Source organism: Streptomyces sp. NPDC127177, from assembly GCF_042672475.1.
In the GTDB taxonomy this organism is placed as follows: Bacteria; Actinomycetota; Actinomycetes; order Streptomycetales; family Streptomycetaceae; genus Streptomyces.
Genome location: NZ_JBHXUW010000006.1, coordinates 1 through 14,738 on the forward strand (window position 1 = coordinate 1; position 14,738 = coordinate 14,738).

The 14,738-nt window shown below is 72.2% G+C and carries 14 protein-coding genes; 10 read left to right on the forward strand and 4 right to left on the reverse strand.

All coding sequences use genetic code 11. The features are described 5' to 3' along the window. Positions 1–43: 43 nt before the first annotated feature. Both ACFVJX_RS06205 and ACFVJX_RS06210 read right to left on the reverse strand, forming a co-directional pair. The gene (locus tag ACFVJX_RS06205) at positions 44–325 is read right to left on the reverse strand and encodes an Lrp/AsnC family transcriptional regulator (RefSeq protein WP_384128843.1); all 282 of its coding nucleotides are present in this window, start codon (positions 323–325) and stop codon (positions 44–46) included. A 176-nt stretch (positions 326–501) separates the two neighbouring features. After that, positions 502–1,227, reverse strand: a complete 726-nt coding sequence (locus ACFVJX_RS06210) for a rhomboid family intramembrane serine protease (RefSeq protein WP_384128841.1) — start codon at positions 1,225–1,227, stop codon at positions 502–504. Positions 1,228–1,387: 160 nt separating this feature from the next. Here ACFVJX_RS06210 and ACFVJX_RS06215 point away from each other — a divergent pair, with 160 nt between their 5' ends. The 5 genes from ACFVJX_RS06215 to ACFVJX_RS06235 all read left to right on the forward strand — a co-directional run bounded on the left by ACFVJX_RS06215 (position 1,388) and on the right by ACFVJX_RS06235 (position 6,891). Next, positions 1,388–1,630, forward strand: a complete 243-nt coding sequence (locus ACFVJX_RS06215) for a hypothetical protein (RefSeq protein WP_024494175.1) — start codon at positions 1,388–1,390, stop codon at positions 1,628–1,630. Between the two features lie 37 nt (positions 1,631–1,667). Further along, positions 1,668–3,029 (forward strand): NYN domain-containing protein, encoded by a 1,362-nt coding sequence (locus ACFVJX_RS06220; protein WP_384128838.1) that lies wholly within the window; start codon positions 1,668–1,670, stop codon positions 3,027–3,029. 283 nt (positions 3,030–3,312) lie between these two features. Beyond that, positions 3,313–4,338, forward strand: coding sequence for an NlpC/P60 family protein (locus ACFVJX_RS06225; protein WP_384128836.1), 1,026 nt, complete (start codon positions 3,313–3,315; stop codon positions 4,336–4,338). A gap of 238 nt (positions 4,339–4,576) precedes the next feature. Beyond that, the gene (locus tag ACFVJX_RS06230; protein WP_384128834.1) at positions 4,577–5,608 is read left to right on the forward strand and encodes an NlpC/P60 family protein; all 1,032 of its coding nucleotides are present in this window, start codon (positions 4,577–4,579) and stop codon (positions 5,606–5,608) included. 29 nt (positions 5,609–5,637) lie between these two features. Then, a complete protein-coding gene (locus ACFVJX_RS06235) occupies positions 5,638–6,891 on the forward strand; it encodes a hypothetical protein (protein WP_384128832.1) in 1,254 nt (417 codons plus the stop codon). 20 nt (positions 6,892–6,911) lie between these two features. Here ACFVJX_RS06235 and ACFVJX_RS06240 read toward each other — a convergent pair whose 3' ends face one another. Then, entirely contained in the window at positions 6,912–8,144 is a 1,233-nt protein-coding gene (locus tag ACFVJX_RS06240) for a glycosyltransferase 87 family protein (RefSeq protein WP_384128897.1), read from the reverse strand. 101 nt (positions 8,145–8,245) lie between these two features. Here ACFVJX_RS06240 and ACFVJX_RS06245 point away from each other — a divergent pair, with 101 nt between their 5' ends. Beyond that, positions 8,246–9,388, forward strand: coding sequence for a glycosyltransferase family 4 protein (locus ACFVJX_RS06245; RefSeq protein ID WP_384128830.1), 1,143 nt, complete (start codon positions 8,246–8,248; stop codon positions 9,386–9,388). A 55-nt stretch (positions 9,389–9,443) separates the two neighbouring features. On the opposite strand, the gene ACFVJX_RS06250 is transcribed toward ACFVJX_RS06245, so the two are convergent. Continuing rightward, a complete protein-coding gene (locus ACFVJX_RS06250) occupies positions 9,444–11,240 on the reverse strand; it encodes an AMP-dependent synthetase/ligase (RefSeq protein ID WP_384128828.1) in 1,797 nt (598 codons plus the stop codon). Positions 11,241–11,517: 277 nt separating this feature from the next. On the opposite strand from ACFVJX_RS06250, the gene ACFVJX_RS06255 reads away from it, so the two are divergent. The 4 genes from ACFVJX_RS06255 (at position 11,518) to ACFVJX_RS06270 (ending at position 14,691) form a co-directional block, all read left to right on the forward strand. After that, a complete protein-coding gene (locus tag ACFVJX_RS06255; RefSeq protein WP_384128826.1) occupies positions 11,518–12,324 on the forward strand; it encodes a metallophosphoesterase in 807 nt (268 codons plus the stop codon). A gap of 144 nt (positions 12,325–12,468) precedes the next feature. After that, a complete protein-coding gene (locus ACFVJX_RS06260; protein ID WP_384128824.1) occupies positions 12,469–12,918 on the forward strand; it encodes an SRPBCC family protein in 450 nt (149 codons plus the stop codon). Between the two features lie 4 nt (positions 12,919–12,922). Then, positions 12,923–14,149 (forward strand): ArsA family ATPase, encoded by a 1,227-nt coding sequence (locus tag ACFVJX_RS06265; RefSeq protein WP_384128822.1) that lies wholly within the window; start codon positions 12,923–12,925, stop codon positions 14,147–14,149. Positions 14,150–14,232: 83 nt separating this feature from the next. Then, positions 14,233–14,691: a DUF5304 domain-containing protein gene (locus ACFVJX_RS06270; RefSeq protein WP_384128820.1), complete on the forward strand. Its 459-nt coding sequence runs from the start codon at positions 14,233–14,235 to the stop codon at positions 14,689–14,691. Positions 14,692–14,738 lie beyond the last annotated feature (47 nt).

Below are 14,738 nucleotides of genomic sequence, written 5' to 3' on the forward strand. Positions count from 1 at the left end.
GGACAGCAGTCCGTACCGGCCGAACGTATATGCGGGGCAGTCCTCAGCCGTCCAGGCCGATGGCGAAGGCCGCCTCCAGATCGTGCTGCGAGTACGTACGGAACGCCACATGGGTGTCGGTCCCCTCGACGCCCGGGATCTTGCTGATCCGGCCGGGGATGACATCAGCGAGATCGTCGTGCTTGGCCACCCGGACCATGGCGATCAGGTCGTAGGTACCGGTGACCGAGAAGACCTCGCTGACGCTGTCCAGCGCCGCGACGGCCTCGGCGATCTCGGGAATCCGGTCCACGCTGGTTTTGATGAGCACGATCGCGGTGATCACGGCTGGCTTTCTCCCTCGGTGGCCGTGGCTGGAGACTTCACTCTAGGGCCTTGCGCCCGGATCATGCCGGGCTCGCGGGGTCCGGTGCGGGCATCTGCGGCGTTGTCGTCGCTCACCAATGCTCCGCGGTGACTCCCTCCTCCGCCTTGCAGCTGCCCGCACCGGACCCCGCTCCCTTATCCGGATCCGGCCTGATCCGGACGCAAGGCCCGAGCCTCACGCCGGAAGCGCCCCCATGCGTAGAGGAAGCCGACCGCGAAGCCGACCACATGGGCCAGGTAGGCCACGCCCGGCCCGCTGCCCGCACCCTCGGCGGCGAGCCACTGCAGGACGAACCAGAAGATCAGCACGATCCAGGCGGGGAAGCGCAGCGGCAGGAAGAGCAGGAACGGGAACACGCTGGTGACCCGCGCTCGTGGGAACAGGTAGAGGAAGGCGCCCAGCACCGCCGAGATCGCCCCCGACGCGCCGACGAGCGTCTGGTCGGAAGTGGCGTGCGCGGCCGCGTAGGCGAGCAGGGCGAGGTAGCCGCAGCCGAGGTAGAAGAACGCGAACTCGGCGTGGCCCATGCGTTCCTCGGTCATCGCCCCGAACACGTACAGGAACAGTATGTTGCCGAGCAGATGCAGCCAGCTGCCGTGCACGAAGAGCGCGGTGAGCGGGGTGAGCAGGGCGTGCGCGGAGCCGTCCCACAGTTCGCTGGGGATCACGCCCCAGCGCTCGAAGTACCCGGCCTGGGCGGAGAGCAGCGCGTCCGCGCTGCCGTACACCGGGGCGAGGCCGGAGAGCGGGCTGATCGCGAAGACCACACAGCACAGCGCGATGAGGGCGTAGGTCACCGGCGGCCCGCCCGAGGTGGCCGCCCGCAGGAGTCTGCCGGCCGCAGCCCGCCGATCGATCATGATCAGAGCATGACGCAAGCGGAGAGAACCGGACAGACCGCCTCGCCGTGCCGGTGGCAAGCGGTGAGGCCGTAGGGTTACGGGAGGACATCCGCAGTTCGACGGCGCACCGCGAGATCCTTATGTGGCAGCACGAGGTTCGAGACAAGAGGACGCAACGATGACGACTGTTCCCCAGCCGACAGAGGCGACCCGCTGGCGCTGCACGCTCTGCGGAAACCTCACGCGTTTCGACGTGACGCGCTCCTCCAAAGTGGTCGAGTACGTCCATCTCGACCTGGCCGGGGAGTCGAGCGTCGAGGAACGCGAGGTGGTCAGTGAGACCATCGAGTCGGTGCGCTGCCGTTGGTGCAACGCGGTGGACCAGATCGAGCTAGTCGACAGGCCGGGTGCCGACTCCTGACGGGGCCGTGCGGACATACAGTTTGAGGTGACGGATGGTGGAGCAGCCCGCTGGCGGCGCCGCGTCGGCCGATGCGGCCGACGACGCCGTGGAGGCGCTCGACCGCCCGCTGCCCGAAGGCGTACGGCGTCGGGTCGTCGCGCTGGTTTCGGACGCGTTCGGTGGCCTCACGGTCACCGAACTCCCGGCCCAGCTCAGACAGTACGCCCGTTTCACGCCCAGTCGGCGTGCCAAGTTCGCCGGGAACGCGATGGCGGCCGCCCTGGAGGGCGACGCGCCGTTCCGCCGGCGGATCGGTGAACGGCTGAGGGAGACCCAGCCGGAGCTGAGTGCCGCCCTGGAGGCCGGTTCGCCGCCCGCCGCCGCCGACCCCGTCGATGTGGCCGCCGCCGCCTATGTGCTGCGTCCGGCCGGCTGGGTGAAGCTGCTCGCCGCCGCCGGCGAGGAGGCCGAGCGGGCCGACGCGGAGCGGGCCGACGACGAGAGCCGTCGTGAACTGGAACGGCTGCGCGAGGAACTGGCCCAGGCCCGTGCGCAGACGAAGAGCGAGACCGAACGGCTCCGGGCCGACCTCGACGCCGCCCGCAAGGAGACCGAGTCTCTCCAGCGCAAACTGCGCAGCGCGGCCAACGAGGTGAAGCGCGGCGAGGCCGCGCTGCGCCGGGGCAGGGCCGAGAGCGACGCCGTCCGGGCCGAGGCCGCCGCCCAGGTGTCCGCGGCGGAGAGCGAGACCCGGAGGCTGCGGGCGCGGCTCGGTGAGGCGGAGGCGTCCGTCGAGGCGGGGCGCCGGGCCGCCCGTGAGGGGCGCTCGGTCGAGGACATGCGGCTGCGGCTGCTGCTGGACACGGTGCTCGAAGCGGCCGGCGGGCTGCGGCGCGAACTGGCGCTGCCCCCTTCCTCGATGCGTCCCGCGGACAGCGTCGACGCCGTCGAGCCTGGCCGGATGTCACCCAAGGACATTGCCGCCAGGGCCCTTTCGGAGACCGATCCGGCGCTGCTGGACCAACTGCTCGCGCTGCCCCAGGCGCATCTGATCGTGGACGGCTACAACGTCACCAAGACCGGCTATCCGCAGATGCCCCTGGAGAAGCAGCGGCTGCGGCTGTTGGGCGGCCTGTCGATGCTCGCCGCCCAGACGGGCGCCGAGATGACCTGCGTCTTCGACGGGGCCGAGCTGGCCGCCCCGGTGCTGCTCGCGCCGCCGCGCGGGGTACGGGTCCTGTTCAGCAAGGCGGGCGTCACGGCGGACGAGCTCATCCGCCAACTGGCGCGTGCCGAACCGTCCGGACGGCCCGTCGTGGTGGTCTCCACCGACCGCGAGGTGGCCGACGGAGTGGCGAAGGCGGGAGCCAGGCCCGTTGCGTCCGCCTTGCTCCTGAAGCGGCTTTCGCGTGTTTAGTGGTACTTGTTGCGGCATGCCGGAGTTCTTGGAACGGTCCGTCAAATCACCACTACACGCAGTGTGATGTGGGTAAAGAAGTACCCGCTGTGACGAGATATTTCTCGTGAGGATTTGAACTGATCACAAGATGGTCACTAGGGTCAGGCCTCGAACCTTCGCACGGTTGATCACCCATCCGGGGTGGCAGTGAAGGAACCGCCGAGTCCGTGACGTACACGGAGCCGGGGATCTTGTCCCCCACAGCCCGGTAGGCGGCTCGAGGAAGAAGGAGCTCGCCTCCGTGGCGTCCCACCGTCGTCCCAAGCAGCCGAGCCGCGCCCGTGTGACCGTGCTCACCGCGACTGCTGCCGCAGCCGTGGCCCTGACCTCCCAGGCCGCCCACGCCGACCCCAAGCCGACCAAGAGCGAGGTCAAGGCGAAGGTCGACAAGCTCTACCACGAGGCCGAGGTGGCCACCGAGCAGTACAGCGGGGCCAAGGAGCAGCAGACCAAGCTCCAGAAGCAGGTCGACGCGATCCAGGACAAGGTCGCCCGCGGTCAGGAGGAGCTCAACACGCTGCGCTCCGGGCTCGGTTCGCTCGCCGCCGCGCAGTACCGCTCCGGAGGAATCGACCCCTCCGTGCAGCTCTTCCTCGCCTCGGACCCGGACAGCTTCCTCGACCAGGCCTCGTCCCTGGACCAGCTGACGGCCAAGCAGGCCGAATCGCTGGCGAAGATCCAGGAGAAGCAGCGGTCCCTCGCGCAGGAGCGCAAGGAGGCCCAGGACAAGCTGAGCGACCTCGCCGACGTCCGCAAGACGCTCGGTGAGAAGAAGAAGAAGCAGCAGGGCAAGCTCGCCGAGGCACAGAAGGTGCTCAACACCCTCACCGCCGCCGAGCAGGAGCAGATGCGCCAGGACGACCTGCGCGCCAGCCGTGACGCCGGAGACCGCATCGACCTCGGCAACGAGGCCCCGGCCTCCAACGTCGGTGGCGCCGCCCTCCAGGCCGCCTCCACGCAGGTCGGCAAGCCGTACGTCTCCGGAGGCACCGGCCCCAGCTCCTACGACTGCTCGGGCCTGACCCAGTGGGCCTACGCCCAGGCCGGTGCCCAGATCACCCGCACCACCTACACCCAGATCAACCAGGGCACCCAGATCGCACGCAGCCAGCTCAAGCCGGGCGACCTGGTCTTCTTCAGCAACACCTCGCACGTGGCGCTCTACGCGGGCAACAACACCGTGCTGCACGCCCCGAAGCCGGGCGCCGTGGTCCGCTACGAGTCGATGAACACGGTCGGCGCCTACCAGACCGCCGTACGCATCTGATCACGCCCGAACGGGCGAATTCCCGCGCCCCGTACTGACTGCCCGCCCTGCCGGAGACCACAGGTCACCGGCGGGGCGCAGCTGTTTCCGCACCCCTTCGGCCCGGCGCGGTCTTTGTCCGCTCCGTGATCGCGCGACTACTGTCTGCCTGCTGTGCAGCTCCCGTTCGTCGGTCCGCCCGCCCCGGGCGGCAGGGGTTGCGCACATCTGCGTACAGCGGAAGGGAGTGCGGCGTCCTGTGGTGTCCCATCGCCGTTCCACACAGCCCGGCGTGAGCCGGAGCGTCCGGGTCACTGTCCTGTCGGCCGCGGCGGCGACCGCCGCCGCGACACTCGGCGCGGCCACCGCGAACGCCGAGCCGCACGACACCCCGCAGGCCGCCGGGGCCCGGGTCGACCGCCTCTACACCGAGGCCGAGCGCGCCACCGAGCAGTACAACAAGGCCGGTGAGAACGCCGGACGGCTGCGCGGTGAGGTGCGCAGGGCCCAGGACCGGGCGGCCCGGGGCCAGGAGCGGGTCAACGGGATGCGTACGGAGCTGGGCTCCACCGCCCGCGCGCAGTACCGCTCGGGCGGTATCGACCCCTCGCTCGCCCTGCTGCTCTCCTCCGACCCGGACAACTACCTGGAGCGGGCCGCCGTGCTGGGCCGGGCGAACGACAGCCGGGCCCTCGCCCTGACCGAACTCCGCAAGGCCCAGCGGGCCCTCGCCCAGACCCGGGCCGAGGCGGCCCGCTCGCTGGCCGGCCTGGAGCGCAACCGCGCGGCCCTCAGCCGCCACAAGCGCACCGTCGTACGCAAGCTCACCGAGGCCAGGCAGCTGCTGAAGGCGCTGCCCGGCGCCGACCGGGCCGCCTTCGAACGGGCCTCGCGCGGCGGCCGGGACGGCATGATGGCGATGGCGGCCGGGCTCCCGGCGGGCTCGGGGCGGGCGGCGGCCGCCGTCATGGCCGTCCAGGGGGCACTGGGCCGCCCGTACGTCTGGGGTGCGAACGGACCCTCCGGATTCGACTGCTCCGGGCTGATGCAGTGGGCGTACGCCCAGGCCGGGGTCAGCCTGCCCCGCACCTCGCAGGCCCAGCGGTACGCCGGCCGTATGGTGCCGCTCTCCGAGGCCCGCCCGGGCGACCTGGTCGCCTACCGTGCGGACGCGAGCCATATCGGGATGTACGTGGGGAACGGCCAGGTCATCCACGCCCCGTACCCCGGCGCCCCGGTCCGCTATGACCCCGTCGGCATGATGCCCGTCTCCTCGGTGACCAGGGTCTGACCCCACGGACAGCCCGTACCCTCGGTCATGTGGCTGATCAGGGGCGCACCGCGGAGCGGGCGCGCGGTACGGACGGGCGGCGGCGCGCGGCGGGTGCCGTGCTCGCCGCACTGCTGTGCGCCACGGCCTGCTCGGCCCCGGCCGCCGACGTCCCGGACACCACGGCCCGCGACATCCGCGCCACCCTGGACCGCCGGGCCGAGGCGGTGCTGCACCACGACGCGGACGGCTATGCCGCCGTCGTCGCCCCGGACGCCACCGACCTGCGGACCGCGCAGCGCAAGGAACTCGGCCACCTCGCGGACATGCCGATCGGCTCCTGGACGTACCGGCTGACGGACGTCACGCCGCACGGCGCGGACCGGGCCACCGCCGACGTCCGGCTCGGCTACCGGATCAAGGGCTACGACAGCGCACCGGTCTCCGTGGACCGGGTGCTCGACCTGGAGCGGGCGGACGGCCGCTGGTACATCACCGCCGACCGGCCGGCCGAGGGCGGCGGCCGGCAGCTCTGGCAGCAGGGCGACGTCGAGGTGGTGCGCGGCACGCACAGCCTGGTGCTGGGCGTCGGCCGCTCCCGCGACGAGCTGACCCGGATCGCGGCCACCGCGGACCGGGCGGTGCCCGCCGTCTCCGACGCCTGGCCGGAGAAGTGGGCCGGGCGCGTCGTCGTGCTGGTCCCGGACACCGTGAAGGACATGGCGGAGCTGCTCGGCTCGCCCGCCGCGAACTACCGGGGCATAGCGGCCGTCACCACCGGCGAGACCGGCGGCTCGGGCACCGCGCCCGCCGACCGGGTGATCGTCAACCCGCAGGCGTACGCACTGCTCGGCGACTTCGGGCAGCGCGTCGTCCTCACCCACGAGACCACCCATGTGGCCACCCGCACCCGTACCTCGGCCGCCACCCCGACCTGGCTCTCCGAGGGCTTCGCGGACTGGGCGGCCTACCGGGCCGAGCAGCGCACCGCCGCCGAGATAGCGCCGGAGCTGGCCGACGCCGTCGGGGGCGGCGATCTGCCCGCCGTCCTGCCCACCGACGAGGACTTCGGCTTCGACGGCGACGCGGACCGGCTGGCGAGGGCCTACGAGGGCGGCTGGCTGGCCTGTGAGCTCATCGCCGGACATTGGGGCGAGGAGAAGCTGTTCGCCTTCTACCGGGCCGTCGGAGGGCACTCAGGGCGGGACGGGGCGGTGGAGCAGGCCCTGCACGAGGTGCTCGGCACCACTCCGCAGGACTTCACCGCGCGCTGGCGGGAGTACCTGACCGACCGGCTCGGCTGACCGCGGGGCCCGGCAGGGGCTCAGCCCGCGACCGGCTCCCGCTCCTCCGCGGACGCGGGCTCGGCCCGGTCCCGCGGCGGTACCGTCTCCCGCCACAGCCGCCCGCCCGCGATCAGCGTCGCGGCGACCAGCAGACCGTTGCGCAGGAACATCAGGGTCACGCCCGTCGCGTCGCTCGTCACCACATGGCCGAAGCCGAGCGGGAACTCCAGCTGGGTCACGCCCGTCGCCGCCAGCACCAGGCAGGCCGGCAGAGTCATCCGGCTCTCCCGGAAGACCAGGCACACCGCCGCCAGACCGACCAGCCACAGCATGTACTGGGGGCTGATCACCCGGCTCGTGGTGGTGAAGAGCAGCACCGCGGTGAACGCCGCGTCCGCCGGCGTGCTCACCCCGAACGTGCGAGCCCGCAGCCGCCACACCAGCAGCCAGCCGAACGCGAGCACGCTCAGCCCCAGCGCCAGCGTGCTCACCAGCGGCACGTGCGGGCCCAGGAACTCCAGCGAGCCGTAGTTCAGCTCCACCCGGCCCTGCCAGCCGAACTGCCGCGCCACATGGAAGACCAGCGCCCCCAGCGACTCGACCTCGGTGCCCCGGTCGCGCTGGAACCCGAGGAAGGCGAGCGAGCCGGGCGCCACCGCCGCGCACAGACCCAGCAGCCCGAGCATCACCCCGGCCGCCGTCGTCCACGCCAGCCGCGTACGCCGCCCGCGCGCGGTGCCGGCCAGGATCAGCACGGGCCACACCTTCAGCAGCGCCCCGAAGGCCGCCAGCGCCCCCAGCACGCGTGGATGCCGTACCCCGGCCAGCAGCGCCGCCACCGCGACGGCCGTCACCATCACGTCGTAGCGGGCGTACGCGGTCGTGCCGAGCAGCGGAACCCCCGCCACCCACACCCAGGCCCCGGCCGTCCGCCGGGCGGTGCCACGGCCCGCGTGGAGCAGCAGCCCCAGCACCAGCGCGTCGCAGAGGAACGCCAGGACGAAGAAGGCCGAGGCGTAGTCAAGGAACGGCAGCAGCCCGGGGGAGAGGATCGCGAGCGCCGCGGCCGGCGGGTACTGCCAGGTGACGTCGGACCGCGGGTAGCTGCCCGAGCTCAGCACCTCGTACCAGCCGTGGTAGATCACCGACACGTCGCTCGTCACGTCCGGGCCCGGCAGCGTGAGGACCTTGACGACACAGAGCAGCAGCAGGGATCTGGTGAGCGCCCACACCGCGAAGGCCGTCGGACGTGTGCCGTTCGAACCCGTCATGACCGCCCTCGTCCGTTCCATCGGTAGTACGAAGCAGCCATGATGCCCGCCCGGTCTGTGCGGGAGTCATCAGGCGGGGCCGCCCGGTACTGTCGGCGGCGATGGACAAGACCTTGATCGTGACCAACGACTTCCCGCCCCGCCCCGGTGGCATCCAGGCGTTCCTGCACAACATGGCGCTCCGCCTGGACCCGGACCGGATCGTCGTCTACGCCTCCACCTGGAAGCGCGGGCCCGAGGGCGCGGCCGCCACCGCCGCCTTCGACGCCGAGCAGCCCTTCACCGTGGTCCGCGACCGTACGACGATGCTGCTGCCGACCCCGCGGGTCACCCGGAGCGCCGCCCAGCTGCTGCGCACCCACGGCTGCTCGTCCGTCTGGTTCGGCGCCGCCGCCCCGCTCGGGCTGATGGCACCGGCGCTGCGCAGAGCCGGTGCGCGCCGGCTGGTCGCCACCACGCACGGGCACGAGGCCGGCTGGGCCCAGCTGCCCGCCTCCCGGCAGCTGCTGCGGCGGATCGGCGAGGGCACGGACACGATCACCTATCTCGGCGAGTACACCCGCTCCCGGATCGCCGCGGCGCTCACCCCGGAGGCCGCCGACCGCATGGTGCAGCTGCCGCCCGGCGTGGACGAGAAGACCTTCCACCCGGACTCCGGCGGCGATCTGGTCCGGGCCGGGCTCGGGCTCACCGACCGGCCGGTCGTCGTCTGCGTCTCCCGGCTGGTGCCCCGCAAGGGCCAGGACACCCTGATCCTCGCGATGCCCGCGATCCTGGCCCAGGTGCCCGAGGCCGTGCTCCTGATCGTCGGCGGCGGGCCGTACGCCGGCGAGCTGCGGAAGCTGGCAGCCCGGACCGGGGTGCAGGACTCGGTGCGGTTCACCGGTCCGGTTCCCTGGGAGGAGCTGCCCGCGCACTACGGGGCAGGCGACGTCTTCGCGATGCCGTGCCGCACCCGGCGCGGCGGCCTCGACGTGGAGGGCCTCGGCATCGTCTACCTGGAGGCGTCCGCGACCGGACTGCCCGTCGTGGCGGGCGACTCCGGCGGCGCCCCGGACGCTGTGCTCGACGGCGAGACCGGGTGGGTGGTGCGCGGCGGCTCGGCCGAGGAGACGGCGGAGCGGATCGTCGCACTGCTCGGCGACGCGGAGCTGCGCCGGCGGATGGGGGAGCGGGGCCGGGCCTGGGTCGAGGAGAAGTGGCGCTGGGACCTGCTGGCCCAGAAGCTCAGGGCGCTGCTCTGAGTCCGGGCAGGCGGAAGGGGCCCGCACACCGGGGCCCCGTCCGCCCATGCCCGGGTCAGGCGCGGTAGATCGACTCCACCTCGTCCGCGAAGTCCTTCGCCACCACGTTCCGCTTCAGCTTCAGGGACGGTGTGATGTGACCCGCCTCCTCGGTGAACTGGGCGGCCAGCACGCGGAACTTGCGTACGGACTCCGCCTTGGACACCGCGGCGTTGCCGTCGTCGATCGCGCGCTGTACCTCGGCCAGCAGCTCCGGGTCCTCGCGCAGCGACAGGGCGGTCGAGCCGACGGGCTTGCCGTGCTCCTCGGCCCAGTGGCCCAGGAACTCCTCGTCGAGCGTCACCAGCGCGCCCACGAACGGGCGTCCGTCACCGACCACCATGCACTCAGCCACTAGGGCGTGCCCGCGGATGCGGTCCTCGATGACGGCGGGGGCGACGTTCTTGCCGCCGGCCGTGACGATGATCTCCTTCTTGCGGCCGGTGATCGCGAGGTAGCCGTCCTCGTCGAGGGTGCCGATGTCGCCGGTGTGGAACCAGCCGTCGGCCAGCGCCTCGGCCGTCGCCGACTCGTTGTTCCAGTATCCGGAGAACAGGTGCTCGCCGTGCAGCAGCACCTCGCCGTCGTCGGCGATCCGCACCACCGAGCCGGGCAGCGGCTGGCCGACCGTGCCGATCTTCTGCCGGTCCCACGGGTTGAAGGCGGTCGCCGCGCACGTCTCGGTCAGGCCGTAGCCCTCCAGGACGGTGAAGCCGATCCCGCGGTAGAAGTGGCCGAGCCGCTCACCGAGCGGCGCGCCGCCGGAGATCGCGTACTCGCCGCGTCCGCCGAGCACGGCCCGCAGCTTGCTGTAGACCAGCCGGTCGAACACCTTGTGCTTGAACTTCAGGCCCACGGAAGGGCCCTGAGACGTGCCCAGCGCGCGGCTGTAGGCGATCGCCGTGTTCGCGGCCTTGTCGAAGATCTTGCCCTTGCCGTCGGCCTGCGCCTTGGCGCGCGCCGAGTTGTACACCTTCTCGAAGACCCGCGGCACCCCGAGGATCAGGGTCGGCCGGAACGCGGCCAGTTCATCGGTGAGGTTCTTGATGTCCGGTACGCAGCCGAGCTTGATCGGGGCCATCACCGAGGCGACCTCGACCAGCCGTCCGAAGACGTGCGCGGCCGGCAGGAAGAGCAGCACCGAGCACTCGCCGGTACGGAAGAGGGGCTTGAGCCGCTCCACCACGTTGCCGCACTCCGCGAAGAAGCTCCGGTGCGTCAGCACACATCCCTTGGGACGGCCGGTGGTACCGGAGGTGTAGACGATGGTGGCCGGGTCGTCGGCCTTGGCGCTCGTGCTGCGCAGGTCCACGGTCTCCTCGGAGACCTCCGCACCCGACGCGGTGAGCGTGTCGACCGCGCCCTTGTCGATCTGCCATACGTGGCGCAGCTCCGGCAGCCGGTCGCGCACGGAGGCAACGGCCTCGGCGTGCGCGTCGCTCTCCACCAGTACCGCGACGGCCCCCGAGTCACCGAGGATCCACTGGACCTGCTCGGCGGAACTGGTCTCGTACACCGGCACGGTGACGGCGCCCGCGCTCCAGATCGCGAAGTCCAGCTGCACCCACTCGTAGCGGGTGCGGGACATCAGGGCGACCCGGTCACCGGGCTGGACACCGGCGGCGATCAGCCCCTTGGCGGCGGCCCTGACCTCGGCCAGGAACCGGGTGGCGGTGACGTCCGTCCAGACGCCCGCCACTTTGCGGCTCATCACCGCGACATCGGGATGCTGAGCGGCATTGCGGCGGATGAGATCCGTCAGGTTGCCGTCCGAGGGGACCTCGTACAGGGCCGGAAGGCTGAACTCGCGCAAGACTGCTGCTCCTCATCGGGCTCCGGTGCCACGGCTCTGTGTGACGCACCGGCGCGGTCCAAGATGGCGGGTGCTCAGTGGGGTGAGCACGACTGGACTGCCCGGACGTTACCCACCGGTACGCGGTTCCGGATAGGGGGTTCCGGCCAGATGTCTTATGCGTCACACATGTCGGCCGTCCTTTCGCGCACAGTAGTCCACCCCGCCGGGGCCCCGGAAGTAACCGCAGGTCCGGGGCCTCTACCCAGGTGGACGCCGGAGTCCTAGGGTGATCTTCATGGGAGCCGCACCGAACAGCCGGGGGGTCGCCGACGGGCGGCGCACCCGAATCCACGTGGTCAGCGACGTGCACGGCAACACCGAGGCGCTGGCCCGCGCGGGGGACGGCGCCGACGCCCTCGTCTGCCTGGGTGACCTGGTGCTCTTCCTCGACTACGCCGACCACTCGCGCGGCATCTTCCCCGAGCTCTTCGGTGTGGAGAACGCCGACCGGATCGTCGCCCTGCGCACCGAGCGCCGCTTCGACGAGGCCCGGGAGTTCGGCCGGGGCCTGTGGGCGGGCGTCGACCGCAACGCCGCCATCGTCTCGGCGGTGCGCAAGCAGTACGCCGAGATGTTCGCGGCGCTGCCCACGCCGACGTACGCCACCTACGGCAACGTCGACATCCCCGGCCTGTGGCCCGAGTACGCCGGCCCCGGGACCACCGTCCTGGACGGCGAACGCGTCGAGATCGGCGGCCGGGTCCTCGGCTTCGTGGGCGGCGGCCTGCAGACCCCGATGCGCACCCCGTACGAGATCAGCGACGAGGAGTACGCCGCCAAGATCGAGGCGGTCGGTGAGGTGGACGTGCTCTGCACACACATCCCGCCCGATGTCCCGGAGCTGACGTACGACACCGTGGCGCGCCGCTTCGAACGTGGCAGCCGGGCCCTCCTCGACGCCATCCGCCGCACCCGCCCCCGGTACGCGGTTTTCGGCCATGTCCACCAGCCGCTGGTGCGCCGGATGCGGATCGGCGTCACCGAATGTGTGAACGTCGGCCACTTCGCCTCGACCGGAAGGCCGTGGGCGCTGGAGTGGTGACCGGGTGCGGCCGGGGGCTCCCGGCACCCCGGTCCCAGCGGGCATCCCGGCAGGCCCTGGGCCGAGGCGCATCGCCCACGCGATAGCCTTCTGGCGGCAGGCCTCTGCCGACCGACCGGTACACCGCACTGGAGGGCCACAGCGATGGCTGAACACACCAGCTCGAGCATCACCATCGAGGCGGCACCGGCCGACGTCATGGGCGTGATCGCCGACTTCGACCGCTATCCGGAATGGACCGGCGAGGTCAAGGAGGCCGAGGTGCTCGGCACCGACGACCACGGCCGCGCCGAGAAGGTCCGTCTGGTCCTGGACGCCGGGGCGATCAAGGACGACCACACCCTCGCCTACACCTGGATCGGCGACTACGAGGTCAGCTGGACCCTGGTCAAGTCGCAGATGCTGCGCGCCATCGACGGTTCCTACGCGCTGGCCCCGCTCGGCGACGGCGACCGCACCGAGGTCACCTACCGGCTGACCGTCGACGTCAAGATCCCGATGCTCGGCATGATCAAGCGCAAGGCGGAGAAGGTCATCATCGACCGCGCCCTGGCCGGGCTGAAGAAGCGCGTCGAGTCCGTCCCGAAGGCCTGATCCGGTGCGTACGGTCCTGGTCACCGGGCCCGGCGGTGCCGGCCGTACCACCGTCGCGGCTGCGACCGCGCTGGCCGGCTCCCGGCGGGGCGCCCGCACCCTGCTGATCTCCGCCGACGTCATACCCGGCTTCCCGTCCGGCACCGAACCCGCGCAGGTCACCGACGCCCTGTGGTCCGTGCGGACCGACTCCGCGGAGCACTTCCGCAGCGAACTCCTGGGCCTCCAGGACCAGCTGTCCGGTGTGCTCGGCCTCCTCGGCGGCAACCAGCTGGACGGCGAGGAGCTCACCGAACTCCCCGGCAGCGACCAGCTCGCCCTCCTGCACTCCCTGCGCCGCGCCGTGCAGGGCGACTGGTCCCGCGACGGCTACGACCTCCTCGTCGTCGACCTGCCACCGCTGCGCGAAGCCCTCGCCGTACTGGCCCTGCCCGAACAGCTGCGCCGCTACCTGCGCCGGCTGCTGCCCCAGGAGCGCCAGGCCGCACGCGCCCTGCGCCCGATGCTCGCCCAGCTGGCCGGCGTACCCATGCCGGCCCAGTGGCTGTACGAGGCCGCCGCCCGCCGCGACGCCGAACTGGCCGCCGTCCAGGCGCTCATCGAGGACCGCGCCACCACCCTGCGGATCGTCGCCGAACCGGGGCCCGCCGCCGAGGACGCGCTGCGCGCCGCCCGGACCGGACTCGCCCTGCACGGGCTGCGCACCGACTCCCTGGTGGCCAACCGGGTGCTGCCCCGGCACTCCCCGGACCCCTGGTTCGCGGCGCTCGCCGCACAGCAGGAGAAGTGCCTCGACCACTGGCGCGAGGAATGGGCCGCCGAGGCCCCGCCGGTCGAGGTGGCGCACCTGGGCCGTGACCCGCAGGGCCCCGCCGACCTGGCCGCCCTGACCGGCGGGGACGCCCCGCTCGCCCTGGCCCCGGACGGCAGGGAGACCGGCCGCGCCGAGGACCCCTGGTGGATCGAGGAGTCCGGCGCGCCGGACGGCCCGGACGGTGACGGCCCGGACGGCATACTCGTCTGGTGCCTGCGGCTGCCGGGAGCGGTCAAGAAGGACCTCCAGCTGGTCCGCCGCGGCAGTGAACTCCTGCTGACCGTCGGCCCGTTCCACCGCATCGTGCCCCTGGAGTCGGCGCTGCGCCGCTGCACCGTCTCCGGCGCCGCGCTCACCGACGGCGTGCTGCGCGTCCGGTTCACACCCGATCCTGACCTGTGGCCGAGGACGAGCTGAACGGCGTGTCACCGTTCGGGTAACGTCGTAGGTACGGGTCCCGTGTGCCGGGCCGCCGGCCACCCACGTCGCAGGAGTCCGCCATGAGCGAAGCCACCGATCGTCCCGTCGACGACGACGCGTGGGCGCAGGCCTGCGCCGAGGACCTCGCCGCCGAGAAGGCCCGCCGCCGCGCCGAGTACGGCCCGCCGCCCGGCTCCGCCGCCGAGGAGCTGCGCAAGCTGATGGACGCCGTGGCCGACAAGGTCGCGTCCCTCCAGTCGCCGCTGTTGGGCGTCGCGGCCCAGGGTGCGGTGCAGCAGGTCATCAGGCAGGCGAAGTCCGCCGTCGAGCCCGTCATCGAGCGCAATCCAGACGTTTTCGACCACATCGCCGCGGCCGGCGGTGAACTGCTGGCCGCCTACCGCTCCGCCGTCGAGGGACAGGAACGCCGCTGGACCCAGGGTGCCGGGGACCCCGCAGGCTCCGAAAAGAAGGCGGACGACGCCACCGACCCCCGCGAAGAGGGGCCCGGCACCGGCGAACACATCGACCTGGACTGACCGGCGCCGACAGGGCGGAGCCCGGCCTCGGGTACGGTTGCCCCAGC